The sequence below is a fragment of the Arthrobacter sp. Soil_N43 genome (assembly GCF_057655195.1).
This window is the reverse complement of the sequence record NZ_JBDGML010000113.1, coordinates 20,030-41,551: the sequence shown is the minus strand read 5'-3', so window position 1 is coordinate 41,551 and position 21,522 is coordinate 20,030. Positions and strand designations below refer to the sequence as shown.

Below are 21,522 nucleotides of genomic sequence, written 5' to 3'. Positions count from 1 at the left end.
CCCACCGGCCCGGTGGAGCACCACAGGAAAACGGCGCAAAGGCGCCAATGTTTTCACAACTCAGTGCACGCCTGTTTTCGGGTAGCGGCGGGGCCCTGCTGGGCCTGATCGCCCTGTTCACCGTCCTGAGCTTCGCCTCGCCCTTCTTCCTAACCGGCCGCAACCTCATCAACATCCTGGACCAGGTGACCGTTCTTGGCATCCTGTCCGTCGGAGCAACAGCGGTAATCATCACCGGCGGCATCGACCTGTCAGTGGGTGCCGTCCTCGGACTTTCCACGATGGTCCTGGGCTGGCTCTCCCACCAGGGCGGCTGGCCAATGTGGGCCGCCATGCTGGCAGCCATAGCCGTGGGCGCACTCGCCGGTTCGCTTAACGGCCTGGGCATTACGTACGCCAACCTGCCACCGTTCATCGCCACTTTGGCCATGCTCTCCATAGCCCGCGGCCTGGCGAACCTGATTACCGACGGCCAGCAGATCGTGGGCTACCCGGAGTGGTTCTTCAACCTTTCCTCCGAACGGTACCTCGGGTTCTTCTCCATCACGCTGCTGGTCGTAGTGGCGTTGTATCTGGCCGCCTGGGCGTGGCTGAAGTACCGGGCCTCCGGGCGCTCCATTTACGCCATTGGCGGCGGCGCAGAAGTGGCCCGCCTGGCCGGCATTCACGTCAAGAAGGTCACCATCTGGGTTTACGTCGCGGCAGGCGCCCTGGCCGGCCTTGGCGGAATCGCGTTGGCCAGCCGTCTGGATTCCTCCCAGCCCAGCGCCGGACTCGGATATGAGCTTGACGTCATCGCCGCCGTTGTCATCGGTGGCGCAAGCCTGAACGGCGGCGTCGGACGCATCGGCGGAACGATCATCGGTGTTCTGCTGATCGGCGTGCTGCGCAACGGCCTGAACCTCCTGGGCGTTTCACCGTTCATCCAGCAGATCGTTATCGGCCTCGTCATCGCCATCGCCGTGATGGCAGACGTGCTCCGGCGCAAGAAGGCCTAACCAGTCCCATCCCTCACCAGCATTACCAACCAAGCAGTACCCCCAGTCGGATTTATCAATGGAGATGAAAATGTTTCGAAAAATCGCAGTAGCCGCGGTCGCCGTGGCCACCACCTTTTCCCTGGCCGCCTGTGGCGGCGGAAACGCGGGCACGGGCGGAGGCGGCGGGGAGCAGCAGAAGACCATCGGCCTGGCGGTAGCCAACCAGCAGGCAGACTTCTTCAACCAAATCCGTCAGTCGGTCGAAGCGGCCGCCAAGGAACAAAACGTCAAGGTCGTCGTCGCCGACGCGAAGGGCGACTCCAACACCCAGGTCTCGCAGATCCAGGACTTCATCACCCAGCAGGTGGACGCGATCATCTACATCCCCGCCGGTGCGACCGCGGCAACTGTCCCGGTCCGGGCGGCCAAGTCAGCGAACATTCCCATCGTTGCTGTTGACCGGAACCCCGAAGGCGCACCCGGTGACACGTTCATCGCCACCGACAGCGTCGGGGCAGCCAAGTCCTTGGGCGAGTGGGTCGGTAAGCAGGTTGACGGCAAGGGACAGCTCGGCGTCATCCAGGGCCAGATCGGAACGACGCCTGAGGTCGCCCGTGACACCGGCTTCAAGGAGGCCATGAAGCAGTTCCCCGGCATCAAGGAAGTCGCCCGCCAGGCCTCACAGCAGTGGGCACAGGACGAGGGCTACCAGCTGGCCACCGACATGCTCCAGGCAAACCCGAGTATCAACATCTTCTTTGGCCGCGCCGACGCCTTGGCTCTCGGGGCTGCTCAGGCCGTCCGTAACGCCGGCGTCAAGGGTGTCACCATCGTCGGGTTCGACGGCGACAAAGCCGGCCTGGAAGCGGTAAAGAACGGCACTCTGGCCGCGACCATCACCCAGCCGACCCAGGGCATGGGCAAGCTCGCCCTCGAATCTGCGATCAAGCTGGCCAACGGTGAGAAGCTGCCGGCCGAGCAGCTCCAGGAAGGCGTTCTGACCACCAAGGAAAACGTCGAGCCCTTTATCGCCAACCACCCTTAACCCGTCCCACGGGTGGTGCCCCGCCGGGGCACCACCCGCCCAGGCCGTTTCTCTAGCCAATGGAGCCCCACATGCCTACTGCGGATAACCGCGGACTTCGCGTCCGCGGCGCCACGAAAGAATATCCCGGCACTATCGCTGTCCAGGACATCGACTTGGACATCAATCCCGGGGAAGTCGTTGCCCTGCTCGGAGAAAACGGGGCCGGTAAGTCCACCCTCTCCAGCATCATCGCCGGGGTCACCCAGCCGACCACCGGAACCATGACCTGGAACGGAGAACCTTACGCACCCACGTCCCCCGGTGACTCCATCGCCGCCGGGATCGGCCTGATCCATCAGGAAATGCGCCTGCTTCCGGACCTCACCGTCGCCGAGAACGTCATGATCGGACGCTGGCCCATGCGCAACGGCTTCCTCGACGCCCGCACCATGCGCGAGAAAGCCAAGAACCAGCTCAAGCGCCTGGGCTTCAACGGCAGCATGGACGCCAAAGTCCGGGACCTCAGCGTCGCCGGCCAACAACAGGTCGAAATCGCCAAGGCCTTGATGCTCGACGCCTCACTGCTCATCCTCGATGAGCCCACCGCCGCACTGGGCCAAGCCGAAACTGACGCCCTCTTCGAGTGCGTCAGGGCCCTGAAAGCCGAAGGCGTGTCGTTCATCTATGTCAGCCACCGCCTCGCCGAAATCGCCCTGATCGCCGACCGCATCGTCGTTCTCAGGGACGGCAAAAAGATCACGGAACACGCCTCCGGTGAGGTTTCCCCCCACCAGCTGGTCGAAGAAATGGTCGGACGCCCCGTCGAGCGGCTCTTCCCCGAAGTGCCCCCGCCCAGGGAGGAGATCGTGCTGGAAGTCATAGACCTGCACGACAAAGCCGGGGACTTCACTGATGTTTCCTTCACGGTCCGGGCCGGGGAGATCTTCGGCATCGCCGGCATCGTGGGAGCCGGGCGCACTGAGCTCGTCCGCGCGATAGCCGGCGCCGAGCACCGCCTCGGCACGGTCGTCGTCGACGGGAAAGACCTAAAGCCGGACGACCCCATGGCAGCCATCAAAGCCGGTGTCGTCCTGATTCCCGAGGACCGTAAACAGCAGGGGCTGGTTGTTAGCGACACGATTGAGAACAACATCGTCCTGCCCAACCTGGGCAAGGTTAGCTCATCAGGCTGGATAGCACCGTCCAAGGTGCGCAGCTTCGCCACAATCGTGGCGAAAGGCATCGGGATGAAGGGCAACGTGGCGCTGCCCGTGTCCTCCCTCTCCGGCGGCAACCAGCAAAAGATCGTGATCGGAAAATGGCTCCAACGCGATCCCCGCCTGATCATCCTCGATGAGCCCACCCGCGGCATCGACGTCGGTGCAAGGGCCTCCATCTATGAGGTCGTCGCTGAGCTGGCCCGCAGCGGAAACGCCGTCATCGTGGTCAGCTCCGACCTCGAGGAAGTCCTCGGCCTCGCTCACCGGGTCATGGTCCTCGCGCGCGGACGGAACCAGGGAATCCTCGACGCAGCCGAGGCCACGCCCTCAAAAGTCATGTCACTGGCCACACTCTAAGAGAAAGGAGGAACGTGAAATAATTGGACCCTTGCCTGACGACAACCGAAGGAACGCCGTGGCACCGAGAACGAGGACTTTCACGTCCCAACAACTTGGCCTGATGGTCAAGGCTGCGAGGATGTACCACGAGCAGAACCTGAGCCAGGCGTATATCGCGGAAAAGCTCAACGTCTCCCAGTCCAGGGTCTCCCGGTGGCTGACTGATGCTGTGCGAGAAGGCATCGTCCGGACCATTGTGGTGGCACCTGCCGGAACCGAATCGGACCTGGAGGACGCAGTGGCGGCCAAGTACGGCCTGCGGGCCGTGGTCATCGCAGACTTGCAGACCGACGATGAAGCAGCCATCATCCGAGGCATCGGCGCGGCAGCCGCGGGGTACCTCGAGGTGACGCTCACCGGAGGCAATAGGATCGGCCTGTCGTCTTGGTCCTCAACGCTTCTGGCCACGGTGGACGCCATGTCCCCGCGGAATGTCAAGACTGCGGAAAGCGTCGTCCAGGTTATCGGCGGAGTCGGGAATCCCGAAGTCCAGGTGCGCGCCACGCACCTGGCCGACCGGCTGGCAACGGTCACCAAGGGCACACCGCGCTACCTTCCCGCTCCCGGCATCGTGTCCAGTCGCGGCGGCCGTGACGCCCTGCTCGAGGACCCCTTCGTCGCTGACGTTGCCGCCGACTGGGACAGGCTGGACACCCTTCTGGTGGGCATCGGAAGCATCGAACCATCACCGCTGCTGCTCCAATCAGGCAATTCACTCAACGAATCCAACCTCAAAGCCCTCGCCGCGTCGGGAGCGGTAGGCGACATCTGCCTTCGGTTCTTCGACAAACACGGAAAACTCATCGAATCCGAACTGAATGACAGAGTCCTAGGCATCAGTCCTGAACAGATGCTCCGCGTCGACAGGCGAATCGGCATCGCCGGCGGCATCAGGAAGTACGCCGCGATACGGGCAGCCACCGAAGGCAAATGGATCAACGTACTCATCACGGACAAAAAGACCGCGCTGAAGCTGGAATCAGATAAGGCGCCATAAACCTCAAAGGACAGCAATTGAACCCGAAACTCAGCTTCGCCCTGGACGGACGAACAGCTCTCGTGACCGGAGGCGGCTCCGGTATCGGGCAGGCCATCGCTTTCGGCATCGCGCAGCAAAGCGGCGCCATCGGCATCGTTGACCTCCCCGGAGAAGGACCGGACGAAACCGTGCACCGCATCAAGGAAGCCGGAGGACGGGCCATCTTCGTCGCGGCAGACGTGACAAAAGCGGACGAACTTGAAGAAGCCGTCGCCAAGATCGAAGCCGACCTCGGTCCGCTCACCCTGGCCGTCAACTCGGCAGGGATAGCCAACGCCGCACCTGCCGAGGAAATGCCTTTGGCACAGTGGCAGAAGGTCTACGACATTGACGTCACCGGCGTCTTCCTCAGCTGCCAGGCCGAAGGCCGCGCCATGCTCCGGAACGGCGGTGGATCCATCGTGAACATCGCCTCCATGTCAGGGAGCATCGTGAACCGTGGCCTGCTGCAAGCACACTACAACAGCGCAAAAGCAGCGGTGATCCACCTGAGCAAATCCCTGGCAATGGAATGGGCCGATCGCGGCATTCGCGTCAACGCCCTCAGCCCGGGGTACACCATGACCAAGATGAACTCTCGCCCGGAGATGGTTCACCAGATGGGGATCTTCGCGGATGAGACGCCGATGAAGCGCATCGCCGACCCGTCAGAAATGGCCGGCCCAGCGGTGTTCCTTCTCTCGGACGCCGCATCGTTCTGCACCGGCATCGACCTCCTGGTCGACGGCGGCTTCTGCGCCCAATAGCCAGTGCTGCCGGAAGGCGGCCCTCGATTACTTCTCTAGGGCTGCCACCAGCTGGGCGATGCTGATAACGGGCAAGCCCTTTTTGCGCCCCAATTCCAGCAACCCTGGAAGCCGCATCATTTCACCGTCATCAGCCACCACCTCGGCGATCACCCCGACCGGGCTGAGGCCGGCAAGCTTCAGCAGGTCAACGGCGGCCTCGGTGTGGCCGGGACGCTCCCGCACTCCCCCATCCACTGCACGAAGGGGAAGCACATGTCCCGGACGGATCAGGTCACCCGGGCCGGAGGAAGGATCGGCCAGCACCCGCAGGGTCCGTGCCCTGTCGGTCGCGCTGATACCGGTCGTTGACTGTCCGGCCGCATCCACGGTGATCGTGTATGCAGTGCGGAGGGAGTCCTTGTTGTCCTCGGTCATCAGCGGCAGCTTCAGTGCATCGGCCAGTTCGTTCGTCATCGGCGCGCACACGAAGCCGCTGGAAACCCGGATGATCCAGGCCAGCCATTCGGGGGTGGCGTGCTCGGCGGCCATGATGATGTCGCCCTCGTTTTCGCGGTCCTCATCATCCACAGCGATGATCGGCTGCCCGGCTTTCAGGGCAGCAACTGCCACATCGATCTCAGCAAGTGCCATGTTTTTCCTGTCTGTTTCTTCAAAAACTACAGATTCATACTAGTGCAGCAGTGAATAGCCATTCGCTGTTGCATTACCCCGCGGAATATCCGGTCGGCCGGCTGATCCATCCTCCCAGAAGCCCGGAAGCTCAGCCTCATCCCGTCCCCTGCGTCCGAACGAGAGCACGATTCACATGTCAACAGAAAACCTTCCCGCATCCGGCGACAATGCGTCCCGCGCACTCTCCCCGGACTCCAGTTCTGACCGCGCCCCTACCACTCCCACCCAGCAGCTTTCCGACGCCGGTGTTTCCATCTGGCTCGATGACCTCTCCCGGGGCCGCCTGAAGACCGGCACCCTGCAGAAGCTGATCGAAGAGAAGAACGTCGTGGGCGTCACTACGAACCCGTCGATCTTCCACGCCGCCATCACCACCGGCCACGACTACGACGCCGTCATCGCCAGGGAAGCCGCGGCGGGCGCGTCCATCGAGGACACCATCCTCGAGATCACGACGACGGACGTCGCCGACGCCTGCGACCTGTTCGCACCGGTCGCCGCGGCAACCAACGGTGTTGACGGCCGCGTGTCCATCGAAGTCGACCCCCGCCTTGCCTGGGACACCGCCGGAACGATCGCCGAGGCCAAGCACCTCTACAAGAAGGTCAACAAGGACAACGTCCTCATCAAGATCCCTGCGACCCTCGAGGGCCTGGAGGCCATCACGGCCACTCTGGCCGAGGGCATCAGCGTCAACGTGACCCTGATCTTCTCCCTGGAGCGCTACCGCGCCGTCATCAAAGCCTTCCAGTCGGGCCTGGAGCAGGCCAAGGACAACGGGCACGACCTCTCCAAGATCCACTCGGTCGCTTCGTTCTTCGTCTCCCGCGCGGACAGCGAAATCGACAAGCGCCTCAACGCCATCGGCACCGAGGAAGCCAAGGCCCTCAAGGGCAAGGCCGGCCTGGCCAACGCCCGCTTGGCCTACCAGGTCTACGAAGAGCAGTTCTCCACCGAGCGCTGGGCCGTACTCGCCGAAGCCGGCGCCCTGCCGCAGCGCCCGCTGTGGGCCTCCACCGGTGTGAAGGACCCGGCCTACCCGGACACCCTCTACGTCACCGAACTCGTTGCCCCCGGCGTCGTGAACACCATGCCGGAAAAGACCCTGGACGCCACCTTCGACCACGGCGTGGTCACCGGCGACACCGTCACCGGCACTTACGCTGAGGCAAACGACACGCTCAACGCCCTGGAGGCCCTCGGCGTCTCCTACAACGACGTTGTGGCCCTGCTGGAATCCGAAGGCCTCGACAAGTTCGTTGCCAGCTGGAAGGAACTGCTGGCCGACGTTGAGGGCGCCCTGGCCAAAGCACGGACGTGCACGGCCTCCTCTGCACCGGGAGAAACGCCCAAATGACGCGCTCAACCAGGCAGAGGGAGAGCGGTGACACCAGCGTTCCGGCTCCCGAGGACTGGACCTCACTCCAGCCGGGCGACCTGGTGGAAGTCACCGAACCCAGCGGATACACCTACACGGCGAGGATCGAGACCAAAACCGAGAAATCGGACATCCTGTGGATCCGAAGCCATGGCATGGGCACCCGGCATTTGCTGCACAATCAGGACGGCACTCGGCTGCAAGCCAGGCAAACAATCGAACAGCCCCCGGAAGCAATAACCTGCCGACGACATGGCTCGCAGGGGCACGCATTTCGGCCAGCAACCCACGCGGCTGAAGCGAAAGAACATGCGCCATTCACAACAAGCAATACGGAGGAACACATGAGCACGCCCGCCAACAGCGCCTTTGACCGGACGCCCTTGATCGCCGGCAACTGGAAGATGAACATGGACCATATCCAGGGAACCAGTCTGCTGGAACATCTCGCTGAGACTCTGTCCGAGGCAAAGCACGACTATGGCCGTGTGGAAGTCGCTGTCTTCCCGCCCTTCACTACCCTTAGTGCGGTGCAGACCCTAATCCAGGATGACGGTTTGGACCTCGTCTCCGGCGGCCAGGACCTGTCCCAGTTCGACTCAGGCGCCTACACCGGCGACATCAGCGGCCAGTTCCTGGCCAAACTCGGCTGCAAATACGTTCTCGTAGGTCACAGCGAACGCCGCACCATCCACAGCGAAACCGACGAAACCCTCAACGCCAAGGTCAAGACCGCCTACCGCCACACACTCACCCCGGTACTCTGCGTAGGTGAAGGCCTGGACATCCGCCAGGCCCGCACTCACGTCCAGCACACCCTCAGCCAGCTGCGCGCCGGCGTCGAGGGACTCACACCCGGCGAGGCCGCAGGGCTCGTCGTTGCGTACGAGCCCGTGTGGGCCATCGGCACCGGGGAAGTCGCCGGGCCCGAAGACGCACAGGAGATGTGCGCCGCGATCCGCACCGAACTCAGCAATCTGTTCGATGCAGATGCCGCCGCCAAGACCAGGCTCCTCTACGGTGGCTCGGTCAAGGCCAGCAACGCCGCATCCATCCTGAACGAGACCGACGTCGACGGCGTCCTAGTCGGGGGCGCGAGCCTTGATGCCGCCGAATTCGCCAACATTGCAGGTTTCGAGCGCCAACTGGCCAGCTGACTCAGTTTCAGATCCTATGCCCGCCCGACCCGGCCATGCGGGCATAGCCCTCGGGTGCAGCTGCGCTTGCGGCTGCACCCCCGGGCGTTGTGCCCGGACGGGCTGCCGCTACTTCTCGGTTTGGGGCCTGTCTTGTTCCATCAGGTCGCCGACCCACGGCAGATAGCCCCGGTGGAAAGCCATTCCTTCGGGTAATCCCTGGATGGATACGTCGGACCCGGAAATGTCGATGGTGATCGGGCCAGCGCCCATCGGCGCGTTGCTGATGTGCAGGTTGCCATAGGATTCCGGGAGCACAGGATCCATCCAAACTCCCCCTTGGGAAACGTCCGGGTCGTAGCGCATCAGAGTTGTCACCAGCATGATGGGTGTCGTAGCTGCCCAGGCCTGAGGCGAGCACGCAGTCGGGTAGGGCACGGGCGTCCCGAACTGCTCCCGGCTGAAGCCGCAGAACAGTTCGGGCAGTCGCCCCTCCGAAAACTCTGCGGCCTCCAACAACGCTGTGGAGACTCGCTGCGCCTCGGCGACAAAGCCGTAGCGCATGAGGCCCACTTGGATTATGGCGTTGTCATGAGGCCAGACAGAACCGTTGTGATAACTGGCAGGGTTGTAGGCGTCCATATCGGAAGCCAGTGTGCGTATGCCCCAACCGCTGAACATCTCGGGGGACATCAACCGCTCCACCACCAGCGGCGCCTTGTCGCCATCAACAATGCCGGTCGGCAGGCAGTGGCCCATGTTGGAAGCGCAGGCATCGACGGGCCGCTTGTCTTTGTCCAGTGCTACGGCATAGTAGCCTTTGTCCGGCAACCAGAACTGTTCGTTGAACTGCCACTTCAGGCGGACCGCCCGCTCCCGCAACTCGGCCGCCTTAGCCGAGTCGCCAGCATCATGGGCCATCCACGCTGAGGCCAGAAGAGCGCCATATACGTAGCCCTGCACCTCACAGAGCGCAATGGGCGGCTCGGCAAGGGTTCCATCAGCGAAGTTAATCCCATCCCAGGAGTCCTTCCAGCCCTGGTTGATCAACCCTCGATCGTTGAGGCGTGCATACTCGACGAAGCCGTCTCCGTCTTTGTCGCCGTAGTCCTGAATCCAGGACCTGGCTCGGTCCGCGTGGGGCTGGAGCGCGGCGATGCTCTCCTTGGCAAACCCCCAGCGGCTCACTTCGCCCAGCACCATGAGGAACAACGGCGTGGCATCCACGCTGCCGTAGTAAACCGATTTCCCGCCCAAGGCTAACCCGCTGGATACGTCCAGCCTGACCTCATGCAGGATCTTGCCCGGCTCCTCCTCGGTCATCTGGTCTACCACCGTACCCTGACGCTGCGCCAAGGTCTGCAATGTACCAAGGGCCAGGGACGGATCTACCGGGAGTGCCATTGTCGATGCCCACAGCGAGTCCCGTCCGAACAGGGTCATGAACCAGGGCGCCCCGGCAGCCACCACCACCCGGTCCGGATGTTGCGGATCCTCGATCCGCAAAGCGCCGAGGTCGTCGTAGCTGCGTCGAAGAGTCCGCTCGATCGAGCGATTTCCCATTTGCAGCACTGGTATCTTGGCCACCCACTCCAGCCGACGGCGATCGCGTGGGGACCCGCCCTCGTCCGGATGCTCAAAGAGCGAGACACTGCCCGCACTGTCCGTTCCCGGGACCACGCTCACCTGCGTCGTCCAGTGGCCGTGCCGCGGGATGCTCACTCTAAAAGTTAAGGCTTCAGCCTCGACTGTTGCTTCGTCAGCGTGAATGACTACAGCCTTAACGACGTCCTGCCACGCTGCATGGATGATCAACGAGTGCCCGTCCAGTTCGCGGGTTTCAGCCCAGCGACGTTGCACCCTCGCCTCTTTGACTTCGAAGAGATCCGCAAAATCAGATCCGACGATCAGTGCGACCACGCACTCGACGGATTGCCCCGAGTGGTTCCGAATGGTGATCTGCTCCAAGATGCCGGCGCCGACTTCCCGCAGTCGTTCTACGATCAGCGGGCTGTCCGCCTGCCCGTCAATGCGTGGCACGCGGCCCGCGAAAAGCGCTCGGTAGGGCTCCTTGGTTTCTGCCGCCAGCGGCTCCAGCGACTGCTCGTTCACCTTCAGATTCCAGCGCGAGAGGATGCGCATGTCCTCATAGAAAACTCCGTGCGGGTATTCGGGAAGGATGTCTCCGTTGGTTGAGGAAATGCAAAAGTTGGATCCTTCGACCAGCGTGACTGTCCCGCCTAATGGCCCCGCTGCTGTATCAGCGTTCCATCCTGCCATCGCAGGCTCCTTTGCGTTTTACACCGACGGTTCGCACGGCCAATCTAAAGTTTCGAGCCGGTCTCCATCAGTTGCAACGAAGCTACTCCTGCCAGTCCCCAGGTGCCAGACCCGAATTGACTATTTGAAGAGAGGTCTCCCACTCCACGGCCACCGTGCCCTTCCAAGGCTTCAGCGGACGCTATTTACCCTCCGCCCGCCCCGTCAGCGACGGGGCGGGGAGGCTCGCTGAATAGGCCTAGGCCGCGGTATAGGCCCCGTCCACTACCAATTCGCTGCCACTCATGTACGAGGACTCGTCTGAGGCGAGAAACAGCACGGCGGAGGCAATCTCTTCGGGGCGGGCCCACCTGCCGAAGGGGAAGCTCTCCGGCGGCAATGAGGTGCCGGGTTCGGCGCTGTTGAGCAGCATGGGCGTCTCGGTCTCACCTGGGCAGACAGCGTTTACACGGATGCCGTCCGCGGCTAGCTCAAGTGCCGCGGCCTTTGTCATCCCCCGCACCGCCCATTTCGAAGCCACGTAGGCGAAGTTGTCCTCGAAGGCGACGAGACCGGAAGTAGAACAGATGTTCACGATGGAGCCACCGCCTGCGAACCTCATCGCTGCGATGACACTTTGCATGCCCAGGAACGGACCCACTTGGTTCACGTCAATGACAGAACGATAGGTCTGCTCGGTGGCGCTTTCGGCCCGCGTCGATCGAAAAATGCCGGCGTTATTGACCAGGACCGTGGGCGCCCCGAAAGTGAAATGACAGTGGCGTACCACTTCGGCCCAGTCTGATGTTGAGGCGACACTGCGGTTAGGAAGGAACTGAAAGCGGTCGCCGCCCAACTCGTCAACAAGGTTGGGCCCCTCTCCTTCCGTGATATCAAAGCCCACCACTCTTGCTCCCTCGCGCACCAAGGCGCGGACGTGCTCTACGCCCATTCCGCTTCCGGCACCGCTAACGATCGCGATCTTGCCTCTGACTCGATCCATGTTTTTCTCCTTTCTGTTCATTGGGGTGCTACTGCGCGGTGTAGGCACCGTCAATGACAAGTTCGCTGCCGCTCATGTAGGACGATTCATCCGAGGCAAGGAATACGACGGCGGAACTGATCTCCTCCGGCTGCGCCCACCTTTTGAAGGGCAGGTTGTCGGCAGGCGGGAGAGCCCCCGAGGGTGTATCGGCAATCGCGCGGATCATCGGGGTGTCCGTGTCTCCGGGGCACACTGCGTTAACCCGGATGCCATCTCGTGCCAGTTCGAGCGCTGCGGCCTTCGTCATCCCCCGCACGGCCCATTTCGAGGCGACGTAAGGGAACAAATCGGCAAACGCCACCAGCCCGGCCGTCGAGGCGATGTTGATGATGGATCCGCCAGCTTCCCGCAGTGATGGAATTAGCGCCCGCATTCCCAGGAAGGTGCCCACCTGGTTGATATCCATGACATGCCGGTACTCTTCCTCGGTCACCTTTTCCAAGGTTTGCAGTGGAGAGATGCCCGCGTTGTTGACCAGCACGTTTGGAGTGCCGAAATGCTGCCGGCCGGCAGCCACCACCCGATCCCAATCCGCGGCTTGCCGTACGTCCCCGCGAAGGAAGAGCAAATTGTCTTTACCCAATTCCTCCACGAGCTGCGGGCCGGAACCCTCGTTGAGGTCGAAGGAGATAACACGGGCCCCCTCTTGAATCATCCGGCGGGTGTGGCTGACGCCCATGCCGCTGGCTCCGCCGCTGATGACAGCGATCTTGTCGGAGAGGCGTTGTGTCATGTTGGTGTCCTTTTCAGTAGTCATGTAATAGGTCGTGGCAAATCCGCCTACTGGCGGCCGATTTTTTCGTAGACCCCCGGCTTCGACTTCTTCAGCCAGCGCGCGTACACAATTCCACCCACCCAGACCAAGGGGATGAAGAGGGTCAAGGACAGGGAGGCTAGCGGTCCTGCGCCGATGAGTGCGTCAACGTTCAGAAAGCTGAGCACGAGCACCAAGGTCAGGCTGCCCAAGGCCAGCAGCGGGGCTACCCTTGTCTTCCATGCACCGCGGCCTGGCACGATGTGCCGTCTGAAGTAGATGAGCACCGCTACCGAAACGAGGACCAGCAGCGCTACGACGACGATCGCTCCAAGTCCGTTCAGGCGGATGTAAACCGTAAAAGCGACCGCGCCCGTAGCCTCGAAGGCCGTACCTGCCGCAATGGCAATGACTGCTGCGACTTCGAGGGCGCTGACAATGAGGGACGCAACAAACGGGGAATGGTGCCGGGCGTGTGCAACTCCAAGTATGGGCGGCAAGGCGCCATCCTTGCCCAGTGAGTATGCGTAGCGGGCCACGGCGTTGTGCTGGGCAAGCAGGCATGCGAACGTCGAGGAGATCACGAGAACATTGATGATGCCCGGAACCACGCTGCCGACATAGGAGGCGGCTAGGTCGCCGAACATGGAGGCCACGGCGCCGCCGGCGCGGGCGTCCGCGACGCCCTGCGGGCCCAGGGCAGTCAGCATTGCCCATGCTGCCACTATGTAGAACAGCCCAATCAGGATAACGGCAACGTAAGTGGCCCTGGGGATCGTCTTGTTGGGGTCTTTTGCTTCCTCGCGGTAGATGGCCGAGGACTCGAACCCGCCGAAGCACAGCATCGCGAACAACAGCACCAAGCCGAAATTGCCGGTACTTGCGGCTTCCCAGGCCAAGGCATTCAGCGGCGGACCGTCGGGACCTCCGTCTACAAAGACCCTGAGGTTGAACACGAGGACGAGTACGACTTCCAAGATCAGGGCAACGCCGACCGTCTTTGCCGAGAATTCGATCTTCCGGTACGCAGCTACTCCGGTAAGGACAGCGCCAAGCAGCCCGTAGAGGTACCACGGCAAGTCCGGCCCGTGAAATGTGTCGACGACGAGCTGGCGCCCATACACGCCGAACGCTGCCCATGTGGAGAGAAGAAGCACCAGGTAACCGGCCATGGCGAGGAAGGCGCCACCAAGGCCTACGTCCTTTCCCAACCCGGCAGTGATGTAGGCGTAGAAGGCTCCGGGGCGTTCCACATATCTGGTGACTGCTGTGTATCCCACGGAGAACAACAGGAGGATGATCGTGGCTGCTGCGAGTGCGGCAATAATGCCGCTGCCCCCGTAGGCGATCATTGACGGCATAAGGCCCACAACAACCAGGAGCGGCGCCGCCCAGGCGACAACGGAGAACAGGATGCTCCCGACTCCGAGCTGGCCGCGAAGCCCGTTTTGCGTTCCGGTTGCAGTGGTGAGGGCCGACTCGTCACGTTCGGCGCTGGTGTGTTGGCTCATTGGTTTCCCTATCGAATGACAAAAGGTATTCGGTGAGGTCGAGACTCCTGCAGGTACATCTTCGGACCTTAGGGAAGACCCTAGGCGAACGAGTGTTCGTTACACAAGGGCTAAAAGAAAAACGCCCTCAACTGAGGGCGTTGTATCAGGGACCAAACCACGCGTGTCATGCGTGCCGCCTGAGGCTTAGACGGGGATGGGACTTTGTGTCGCGAGGATTGACCGGCTCACTGCAACCGCATTCGCCAGCAGTTTTTCCAGCGATTCCGGGCTTCCATCCCAGTTAGCCCAACGGCCTGCACCGTCCAACAGAGTCAGAATCATGTAGGTGTTCTGACTGGAGAGGGAAAATCCCATTTCTTCGGCCGCTGCAGCAAACATGTCCTCGTGCAGGCGCAACCAGGTGGCAACTTCTTCACGCGTCTCATCGCCGAGGAATTGCCCGACTCGATCCGTTGCAACAAGGAGGTCCCAGAGATCAGCTTCCGGCCGCTGCAGTTGCTGCGAGAGGTGGAAGCGGACAAGGGCCGCCCAGTACTCCTCCGCATTTGCCGTCTCTTCCGCCGCGGCGAGCAGATCTTGCCCGAACCTATGTGTAAACCAACTCAGCGCCTCGGCGACGATCTCATCCTTCCCACCGGGGAAACTCGAATACAAGCTGGACGGCCTAAGATCCAACTCGCCGCTCAGAGTACGCATGGACACGGCGTTGTAGCCGTTCGTGGTGGCTAACCTCAGGAATGCCGCAAGGATCCTCTGCCTTGCTGGCGTCTGGGTCGACCAATCGCGACGGGACAAAAACTCGCGGACAGCAGCGTTGGCCTGTGCGCGCGAAGTGGCTTTCATTTCTACCTCAAACCTTGTCGTCAGCTCTCCATATTAGCGAACGATCGTTCGCGGATCACGTTGTGGCAACAACGTGATCAGTAAAAACTGCCGGCAAGGACAACCCTATCTCCCATGTTCGATCCACCCGTCCTAAGCCGGCCGCCTTCATCTAGGTCGCCCCGAGCATCGTCAGCCTGGATCACACCCCAACCGGAGAATAGCAGCGCCGCAGCATGACGGAGGGCCGGTTATCGGCGTCATACAAGCCTTGGAAATGGGTATGTTGGAACTCCAACTCATGTTTCTGCCTAGTATCAGTGCAGCCCTGATTGCCTCGGCTGAGCCTTAGGGTTGACGAAGGAGTCATTGGTCTCCAGGTTTGGCTGCTAGTCGTCAAGGCGGGGTTGAGATAGTTCGTAATCCACGACAACTGCTTGTCCGCGATCCAATAGTCACTGTGCCCGTACACGTGTTCCCCGGCTTCAGGAGGATCCCTGATTTCGGTGTTCCGCCGCTCCGCGGCCGCCGGATCTTCGTCCGGCCCGGCCAGGGGTGTTGCGATGGGATCGGTGGATCGCCAAAAATTAGCCCAGCCATCGCTCCCGGTGACTACTCGATGCGGGAAGAACTTGAAGTAGAGCGACCCGAGCGGCGTACCACAGGTGACGAGTGCAGGCCGGTTTCCTTTCAGGCGGCAGCGTGATTCGCGACAGCCCAGGCTGCCAGGACCGACCCTTGGCTATGCCCGACCAGTACTCTTGGTTGATCTGACCTGACAGTGAGGGCTTCCGTGATGCCGTGCACGGCATCACGACGGTAGGTTCTTGCGCCCAACGGTTGGAGGGTTATTGGCCAAAAGCCGACCACGTCGGCGGTGCTGGCCAGTACGCATTGAGAACGGGTAGAGGGTTTGCCCTGCGGACTATAAAGAAGCTTGCCGCGGCACTAATATCTGCAAGCCAACCTATGAATTAGCTGGGTGGGCAGGCAATCCATGAACAGAGTACAGTGCTCCCCTTTTTGTTCACGGTCCCGAAACAAGGCAACCAATGCCGCGCCAAAAAACCAGTGCACAGACCACGAAAAATACGGATGTGCGGATAAGAATGCGGGGAAGATGACCCACCACTTCATGAGCCCAGCGCAAGAACTCTGGGCGGTGCCGGCCATCTTCGCATTAGCAGCCCACGCCCCCGTCGGCGCGCGTTCCCAAAAAACACTCTGAGGAACCTCTATACAGCGACCATCTTTCTTGCTAGATTGCTGCCTAACGTTAGTTAGCTCACTCACTCTCGTTACGTACATCACTAGGAACCCGACACCGTAACAGCTGGGCTGTGGCTGGGTCGGACCCTACAAGCAGGAAGAACTTCACAATGTCATCCACTATTAACGAGGTCGGCCACCACGCCGATGCCATTGTCGTGGGCGGCGGCCTGTCGGGAATGGCTGCCGCTTTCACCTTGGCGCAGGAGGGACTGTTGGTCACTGTGCTGGAGGCTAAAGACCGCGTCGGCGGTCGGACGCACTCGGACCCGGACACGCCTGGTGGTCCGTTGGATCTCGGCGGCATGCTGATCGGCACGACGCATGACCGGTCCCGTCTCCTTGGGGAGACTCTTGGCCTTTCGTGGGTTCCGGCCCGCCCGTCGGGCAGCATGACGTACCGGGCCGAGGGCCAAGTCGTTCGGGCACCTGATGGCGGCTACCCCGATTCTGTGGCAGGTTCAACCGCGCTGGACGCTGAGTTGACGAGGGTCAACGGGCTTTTTGATGAGTTGGCCGAACTCGTAGGCGCCGAAGGTCCGTGGGACAACGCCGAGCATGTGGCGTTGGACGCGATGACGGTTGAATCGTGGCTTGAGCAGAACGTCCCAGACCCTGTGGCGCGCCGTATTGTCAGGACAGACCTGAACATCATTGTTGGTGCTGATACCACCGAGATGTCCATGCTGTTTTGGGCTCAGTACGTTGCCAAATGCGAGGGCATGCGTGCGCTGCAGGTAACCGCCAACGATGCTCTTTGGCTCGGCGGTTCCCAGCAGATCTCCCAGCGCATTGCTGAACTCCCGGGTATCACCGTGGTCACCGACGCCCCGGTCAATTCCGTGTCCTACACGCAGGACTCTGTGGTCGTGGAGTCCTCGAAGGGGCGTTTCACCGCGCCGGCAGCAACAATTGCTGTCCCTCCCTCGGCTGCCAATGTAATCCGGTTCTCCCCTGAACTGCCTCTTGCCCGCCGCCAGCTTCAGGCACGGGCTCCCATGGGCCGGGAATCGAAAGTTCAGGTCCGGTACAGCCGGCCGTTCTGGCGTGATGCAGGACTTTCTGGCGAAGTCTTCGATCTGGACCTGGGCTATCTCTCCCTGGACGTCACCCGCCCCGGGGACGACTGGGCAACGATCGTGGCATTCATCGGCGGCAAGGACTATGACGCCTGGTTCGGTCTCGGAGCGGACGCCCGCAGGAAGGCCGTGCTTGATTCCCTCGTGGCCGTCCTTGGCCAGGAAGCGGCGAATGTCTTGGGCTACCACGAGACTGATTGGCCCAGTGTGCCGTACACGATGGGCGCACCGGTCACGGTGATGCCCCCGGGTCTGCTGAGCAAGATCGGGGATGCATTGAACGCACCGGTGGGACCCTTGCGGTTCGCCGGCACCGAAGCGGCCTCGATGTGGACCGGTTATATGGAAGGCGCCGTCCGGGCCGGCGAAGCTGCAGCACACAGCATCTTGGCCACCCATAAAGCACTCACGGCAGGAGCAGTCTGATGACAACACGAGAATCAACGACACCGACCGGCACCACTGACTTTACGTACCTCATCCCCGAAGGTATGGAGGAAGTCGGTGAGACATACGGCCTCGCCCCCGGCGTGCGCAGCGGATCTCTCATTTTCGTCTCCGGTCAACTTGGAATCGACGAAACCGGCACCATCCCGGCCGACGGCGCCCGCCAGGCAGAGCTGGCAATCCTTGCAGTAGAACGTATCCTCGCCGAGGCCGGGGCCACGCTGCGGGACATCGTGCAGCTGCAGACCTTTCACAAGGGCGGAATGGCAGCGACCAACGAGTGGTTCCTGCCGGTCAAGTCCCGCTTCTTCCCCGCTCCCTACCCGTCCTGGACGGGCTTCGGGGTCGCTGACCTTGGTGGAGAAGGCGCGTTGATCGAGATCGGCGCCATCGCGCGCGTCCGCTCCTGACTCCTGTAACGGCCGCCCGCTCATTATATGGGCGGCCGCACAGGCGGGACCCCTCACGGTCCCAACTCTTTTCTGGCGGCCAGCTGGGGGCGGCTCCCGGTCCTATATATTGATTCGCATCAAAAAGAGGCAAACAACAATGAGGAATACAACCCCTCCCACGGCCCCAAGCGCCGCAACCACCGAGACCAAAGACCGGCTCTCGGGGGACCTGGGCACGACCTCGCTCGTCCTGAGCGTGCTCGCATTCTCCGCCCCGATCGTCACCGTCTCAGGCTTTATCGCCTTCACGGTCCTTTTCGCCGGGACGACGTCGCCCATTGCATTCCTGACCGCCACAGTCGCCCTGACCATCTTCGCGGTCGGATTCACAACCATGACCAAGCACATCCCCCGCCCGGGCGCCTTCTACGCCTACGTCACCATGGGCCTGGGAAAGATCGTGGGCCTGGGCGGCGCCTACCTCGCTATCGTCTCGTACTCCATGATCATCACGGGACTGTACTCATTCACCGGCATCACCACGGCGGCGCTGATCCAGAGTTTCGGCGGACCGGAAACCCCATGGTGGGTATGGTCGTTCGCCGCTCTGGCACTCGTCGGTGTCCTCGGCTTCTTCCATATCGAGCTCTCCGCGAAAGTACTGAGCGTGGTCATGGTCCTGGAAGTCGTGATCGTTATGACCTTCAACGTCGCTACCCTCTCGAAGGGAGGAGCCGAAGGACTGTCTGCCGCACCCTTCAACGCCGTGGAATTCTTCTCCCAAGGCGAGGTTGGCGTGGCCTTGCTCTTCGCGTTCCTGACGTTCATCGGATTTGAAGCGACCGCTCTTTACCGAGACGAGGTCAAGGACCCCAACAAGACCGTTCCCCGGGCCACCTATCTGGCGGTGATCTTCGTCGGTCTGCTGTACTGCCTGTCCTGCTACGCCCTCGTCAGCGCCTACGGCTCCTCCGCCGTGGAAACCGCCACGAACAACCCGGCAGGCATGTTCAACGACGCCCTCGACCGGTTCGTTGTGCCCGGTTTCTCCAACGTCTCGTTGGTCCTGGTGGCATCCTCCTGCGTCGCTGCCCTGATTTCCACGCACAACGTCATCGCCCGCTACCTGTTCAACATCGGCTCTGACCGTGCGCTGCCGTCCTACCTTTCCAGGGTCCACAAAAGCCATCACTCCCCGTACAAGGCGTCTGTCACGGTGTCCGTCGTGATCGCCCTGGCCCTGCTTTCCGTTGTCATCTCAGGCGCGGACCCCGGGCAGTTCTACGGTCAGATGGCCGGTCTTGGTTCCACGGGCGTTCTCGTACTCATGGCTTTGGTGAGCCTCGCGGTCGCGGCCTTCTTCTTCCGTAAGGGAGTGCCGGCCAGCGAAAACAACTGGAAGGTGTTCATCGCCCCTATCGTGTCCGCGGTTGCGCTCACGGCTGTTGTGGTGTTCGCCATCATGCGCTTCGAACTCGTCGTCGGTGGTGAACCCGGCCAAAACCTTGGGCTTCTGTATGTCCTGGGCGCAAGCCTCCTGCTCGGTATCCTGTTCGCCGCATACGTTCGGTCCGCCAAGCCGCAGATCTATGCAGGCTTGGGCCGGCAGGAAACAGCCGAGCCAGACATGTCCTAACCCACTATGGTCTGAGGGGGCGCCTACTGGCCGCCCCCTCAGACATTTCCGGCCACTTGACACTCTTACCCAGCCGCAGCAAACGTCGCAGCCTCATGCATTGGACTTACGATGGGAAGACGGTCCCACCGGGGGCACGGCACGAACGAGAACCATCAATGACACAGATCCAGGAGTGACATGCCAGAGACAGCGCAGCGCGTGCAGGCCCTTGACGTTGTGCGGAAGGAGATCGCCACCTTCGACTGGTCAAAGCTGACCGACGGGAAGCGGCTCATCCTGGACGCATTCCTGCGCATCGTCACCACTGAGGGCTACGCAGCAGTTACCATGCGCGGCCTGGCCAGGCACGTCAACATGAAGGCCGGAAGCCTCTACAGCCACTTCCCCGGCGGCCGGGAAGAAGTAGTAAATGCAGCCCTCCGCTGGCACTTCTACCAATTTGCCAAAGGGACCATCGAAGCCGTCGAAACCACCACGGATGCATCGGATTTCTGGACCACACTGGTCGATCACCATGTTCGCCGACAGCTGCAGGACCCCGAAAACGACATGTTCGACCTGATACTGTCAACCGACCGGATAACCCAGTTCCTCCCCGACGAAACACGCCAGGACATCAACCATCTCGTTGACCTGAACGCTGCCCTGTTCAAGGGAGCCGCCCTGGACATGGGATACCAAGGCGACATCGACCTCGCTGTAGCGATCGTTATCACGACCCTCGATGGGGTCCACTCCTGGAGCCACTGGATTGGGAACCCCGATGAAGCGGACCGCGTCGCAGATGCCGCCATACGCACCTCCAGAGCCACTCTGGATGCGCACCTTCTAACCAGCACCACCTAACTGGGAACCAGCGACAACTGGCGCCTACCCCGGACATGTCAGGTGTCTGAACGATTCCGAAAGTTGGAACCGGCCAGATAGAGCCTGCGCCGCATGGGCCTGAGCCAGTATTGCACCAGGCTCAGGCCCTTGCGCTTTGTCGCGACCCTTCCTGTGTTGCAACGAGTGGATGTACTCGTACAGTTCTGTTTCCGATGCGCCGGTGGTGAGAAACCGGAGCTCTAGAGTTTCAGCCGGTCCCCCAATCGTCGCCACGGCCTCGGGCAGCGGACTGTTGGTGAGCGAAGGTTCGGCGACGTACCAACGGTTTAGGAATTCATCTGCCGGTCGAAGAGGTTTACACGACGGGTGAGAGGTAAAACTTCCGGTCGCCGACGTGGAACTCGGTCTCCCCCCGTGGCCCGCTTTTCGTTCGGAGCTGTGGCGTCGGAACTTTCGGTTCAGCTGCTGGCGCTTCTTCCGCCGGGCCTCGCAGACCAGACCAAGCGGCTGTCCGCAGTCGCCCGTTCTCATTGCGCAACGTCTGCAGTTCCGACTCCGCCTACGGCGCTACCTGAGTGCCTTTGGTCGACCTATCGGCCGGGGCGCCGCCCGTCTTCGCTTTCGCTGCGGGTACCCTTGGCCACTTCTTGATGTGCTACGTCGACGACAGGTGGAACCGCACGCTCTCCACCGGTCATGTAACGCGCTTGGTAATTCGTGCTCACACCGGGCATTGTGGCCGCCGGTGCAGACCTGCAGCCGCGCTCAAACGACGCCCCCGCGGCCCCGCGATGCTCCTCAGACAACCAACTCCCCGTCGACACAAAACTGCTCCCCTCATGTCAGCAACTGTATCTACAGTCCGGCCTGAGCG

Annotated in this window: 16 protein-coding genes and 1 pseudogene; 11 read left to right on the top strand and 6 right to left on the bottom strand. The window is 61.8% G+C overall.

Annotation, left to right across the window (positions count from 1 at the left end):
* Nucleotides 1-47 precede the first annotated feature (47 nt).
* From AC3A3W_RS16880 to AC3A3W_RS16860, 5 genes are all read left to right on the top strand, one after another.
* A complete protein-coding gene (locus tag AC3A3W_RS16880) occupies nucleotides 48-998 on the top strand; it encodes an ABC transporter permease (protein WP_487444157.1) in 951 nt (316 codons plus the stop codon).
* Nucleotides 999-1,068: 70 nt separating this feature from the next.
* Nucleotides 1,069-2,025 (top strand): substrate-binding domain-containing protein, encoded by a 957-nt coding sequence (locus AC3A3W_RS16875; protein ID WP_487444156.1) that lies wholly within the window; start codon nucleotides 1,069-1,071, stop codon nucleotides 2,023-2,025.
* 71 nt (nucleotides 2,026-2,096) lie between these two features.
* Nucleotides 2,097-3,584, top strand: a complete 1,488-nt coding sequence (locus AC3A3W_RS16870; protein WP_487444155.1) for a sugar ABC transporter ATP-binding protein — start codon at nucleotides 2,097-2,099, stop codon at nucleotides 3,582-3,584.
* 58 nt (nucleotides 3,585-3,642) lie between these two features.
* Nucleotides 3,643-4,623 (top strand): sugar-binding transcriptional regulator, encoded by a 981-nt coding sequence (locus AC3A3W_RS16865; protein WP_487444154.1) that lies wholly within the window; start codon nucleotides 3,643-3,645, stop codon nucleotides 4,621-4,623.
* A 17-nt stretch (nucleotides 4,624-4,640) separates the two neighbouring features.
* Nucleotides 4,641-5,411, top strand: coding sequence for an SDR family oxidoreductase (locus AC3A3W_RS16860; RefSeq protein ID WP_487444153.1), 771 nt, complete (start codon nucleotides 4,641-4,643; stop codon nucleotides 5,409-5,411).
* A gap of 30 nt (nucleotides 5,412-5,441) precedes the next feature.
* Here AC3A3W_RS16860 and ribB read toward each other — a convergent pair.
* A pseudogene (ribB, locus tag AC3A3W_RS16855) lies at nucleotides 5,442-6,044 on the bottom strand (3,4-dihydroxy-2-butanone-4-phosphate synthase); the annotation flags it as partial.
* 175 nt (nucleotides 6,045-6,219) lie between these two features.
* On the opposite strand from ribB, the gene tal reads away from it, so the two are divergent.
* Together tal and tpiA are read left to right on the top strand one after the other, a co-directional pair.
* Nucleotides 6,220-7,443, top strand: coding sequence for a transaldolase (gene tal / locus AC3A3W_RS16850; protein ID WP_487444152.1), 1,224 nt, complete (start codon nucleotides 6,220-6,222; stop codon nucleotides 7,441-7,443).
* Between the two features lie 365 nt (nucleotides 7,444-7,808).
* On the top strand, nucleotides 7,809-8,621 hold the full coding sequence (gene tpiA, locus AC3A3W_RS16845) for a triose-phosphate isomerase (RefSeq protein WP_487444151.1): 813 nt from the start codon (nucleotides 7,809-7,811) through the stop codon (nucleotides 8,619-8,621).
* 108 nt (nucleotides 8,622-8,729) lie between these two features.
* On the opposite strand, the gene AC3A3W_RS16840 is transcribed toward tpiA, so the two are convergent.
* The 5 genes from AC3A3W_RS16840 to AC3A3W_RS16820 all read right to left on the bottom strand — a co-directional run bounded on the left by AC3A3W_RS16840 (nucleotide 8,730) and on the right by AC3A3W_RS16820 (nucleotide 15,015).
* Complete coding sequence (locus AC3A3W_RS16840; RefSeq protein ID WP_487444150.1) at nucleotides 8,730-10,880, bottom strand: amylo-alpha-1,6-glucosidase; 2,151 nt, start codon at nucleotides 10,878-10,880, stop codon at nucleotides 8,730-8,732.
* Between the two features lie 238 nt (nucleotides 10,881-11,118).
* A complete protein-coding gene (locus AC3A3W_RS16835) occupies nucleotides 11,119-11,862 on the bottom strand; it encodes an SDR family NAD(P)-dependent oxidoreductase (RefSeq protein ID WP_487444149.1) in 744 nt (247 codons plus the stop codon).
* A gap of 28 nt (nucleotides 11,863-11,890) precedes the next feature.
* Nucleotides 11,891-12,637, bottom strand: a complete 747-nt coding sequence (locus AC3A3W_RS16830) for a glucose 1-dehydrogenase (protein WP_487444148.1) — start codon at nucleotides 12,635-12,637, stop codon at nucleotides 11,891-11,893.
* A 47-nt stretch (nucleotides 12,638-12,684) separates the two neighbouring features.
* Entirely contained in the window at nucleotides 12,685-14,169 is a 1,485-nt protein-coding gene (locus tag AC3A3W_RS16825; protein ID WP_487444147.1) for an APC family permease, read from the bottom strand.
* A gap of 186 nt (nucleotides 14,170-14,355) precedes the next feature.
* Nucleotides 14,356-15,015, bottom strand: coding sequence for a TetR/AcrR family transcriptional regulator (locus tag AC3A3W_RS16820; RefSeq protein ID WP_487444146.1), 660 nt, complete (start codon nucleotides 15,013-15,015; stop codon nucleotides 14,356-14,358).
* A 1,358-nt stretch (nucleotides 15,016-16,373) separates the two neighbouring features.
* On the opposite strand from AC3A3W_RS16820, the gene AC3A3W_RS16815 reads away from it, so the two are divergent.
* The 4 genes from AC3A3W_RS16815 to AC3A3W_RS16800 all read left to right on the top strand — a co-directional run bounded on the left by AC3A3W_RS16815 (nucleotide 16,374) and on the right by AC3A3W_RS16800 (nucleotide 20,666).
* Nucleotides 16,374-17,768 carry a flavin monoamine oxidase family protein gene (locus AC3A3W_RS16815; RefSeq protein ID WP_487444145.1) on the top strand — a complete coding sequence of 465 codons (1,395 nt, stop codon included), beginning with the start codon at nucleotides 16,374-16,376 and terminating at the stop codon, nucleotides 17,766-17,768.
* Nucleotides 17,768-18,199 carry a Rid family hydrolase gene (locus AC3A3W_RS16810; protein WP_487444144.1) on the top strand — a complete coding sequence of 144 codons (432 nt, stop codon included), beginning with the start codon at nucleotides 17,768-17,770 and terminating at the stop codon, nucleotides 18,197-18,199. Before AC3A3W_RS16815 ends, AC3A3W_RS16810 begins: the two co-directional genes overlap by 1 nt.
* Before the next feature lie 139 nt (nucleotides 18,200-18,338).
* The gene (locus AC3A3W_RS16805; protein WP_487444143.1) at nucleotides 18,339-19,817 is read left to right on the top strand and encodes an APC family permease; all 1,479 of its coding nucleotides are present in this window, start codon (nucleotides 18,339-18,341) and stop codon (nucleotides 19,815-19,817) included.
* Between the two features lie 180 nt (nucleotides 19,818-19,997).
* On the top strand, nucleotides 19,998-20,666 hold the full coding sequence (locus tag AC3A3W_RS16800) for a TetR/AcrR family transcriptional regulator (protein WP_487444142.1): 669 nt from the start codon (nucleotides 19,998-20,000) through the stop codon (nucleotides 20,664-20,666).
* Nucleotides 20,667-21,522: the final 856 nt, after the last annotated feature.